This is a genomic window from Telluria sp. ZB4P37 (assembly GCF_059685855.1).
Window position 1 is genome coordinate 1 of record NZ_JCASID010000031.1, and the last position, 1,635, is coordinate 1,635.

Consider the following 1,635-nt stretch of genomic DNA (forward strand, 5'->3'; position numbering starts at 1 on the left):
AGGGGTTCGAAACCGGTAGCAATGCTGGTTTCGACAAACAGAGATTAAACTGAAGAGTTTGATCCTGGCTCAGATTGAACGCTGGCGGCATGCTTTACACATGCAAGTCGAACGGCAGCGCGGGGCAACCTGGCGGCGAGTGGCGAACGGGTGAGTAATATATCGGAACGTACCCAAGAGTGGGGGATAACGTAGCGAAAGTTACGCTAATACCGCATACGATCCAAGGATGAAAGTGGGGGACCTTCGGGCCTCATGCTCCTGGAGCGGCCGATATCTGATTAGCTAGTTGGTAGGGTAAAGGCCTACCAAGGCTACGATCAGTAGCTGGTCTGAGAGGACGACCAGCCACACTGGAACTGAGACACGGTCCAGACTCCTACGGGAGGCAGCAGTGGGGAATTTTGGACAATGGGCGCAAGCCTGATCCAGCAATGCCGCGTGAGTGAAGAAGGCCTTCGGGTTGTAAAGCTCTTTTGTCAGGGAAGAAACGGCTGAGGTTAATACCTTTGGCTAATGACGGTACCTGAAGAATAAGCACCGGCTAACTACGTGCCAGCAGCCGCGGTAATACGTAGGGTGCAAGCGTTAATCGGAATTACTGGGCGTAAAGCGTGCGCAGGCGGTTTTGTAAGTCTGTCGTGAAAGCCCCGGGCTCAACCTGGGAATTGCGATGGAGACTGCAAGGCTTGAATCTGGCAGAGGGGGGTAGAATTCCACGTGTAGCAGTGAAATGCGTAGAGATGTGGAGGAACACCGATGGCGAAGGCAGCCCCCTGGGTCAAGATTGACGCTCATGCACGAAAGCGTGGGGAGCAAACAGGATTAGATACCCTGGTAGTCCACGCCCTAAACGATGTCTACTAGTTGTCGGGTTTTAATTAACTTGGTAACGCAGCTAACGCGTGAAGTAGACCGCCTGGGGAGTACGGTCGCAAGATTAAAACTCAAAGGAATTGACGGGGACCCGCACAAGCGGTGGATGATGTGGATTAATTCGATGCAACGCGAAAAACCTTACCTACCCTTGACATGTACGGAAGCCACGAGAGATCGAGGCGTGCTCGAAAGAGAGCCGTAACACAGGTGCTGCATGGCTGTCGTCAGCTCGTGTCGTGAGATGTTGGGTTAAGTCCCGCAACGAGCGCAACCCTTGTCATTAGTTGCTACATTCAGTTGAGCACTCTAATGAGACTGCCGGTGACAAACCGGAGGAAGGTGGGGATGACGTCAAGTCCTCATGGCCCTTATGGGTAGGGCTTCACACGTCATACAATGGTACATACAGAGGGCCGCCAACCCGCGAGGGGGAGCTAATCCCAGAAAGTGTATCGTAGTCCGGATCGCAGTCTGCAACTCGACTGCGTGAAGTTGGAATCGCTAGTAATCGCGGATCAGCATGTCGCGGTGAATACGTTCCCGGGTCTTGTACACACCGCCCGTCACACCATGGGAGCGGGTTTTACCAGAAGTAGGTAGCTTAACCGCAAGGAGGGCGCTTACCACGGTAGGATTCGTGACTGGGGTGAAGTCGTAACAAGGTAGCCGTATCGGAAGGTGCGGCTGGATCACCTCCTTTCTAGAGTAGCACTTGGGGTAGAACCCATTCATTGAGCGTCCACTCTTATCGACTGT

The 1,635-nt window shown here is 53.5% G+C and carries 1 rRNA gene; it reads left to right on the forward strand.

Features of this window, described 5'->3' with window-relative positions:
* Nucleotides 1-46 precede the first annotated feature (46 nt).
* A 16S ribosomal RNA gene (locus AC56K1_RS22865) occupies nucleotides 47-1,579 on the forward strand.
* Nucleotides 1,580-1,635 lie beyond the last annotated feature (56 nt).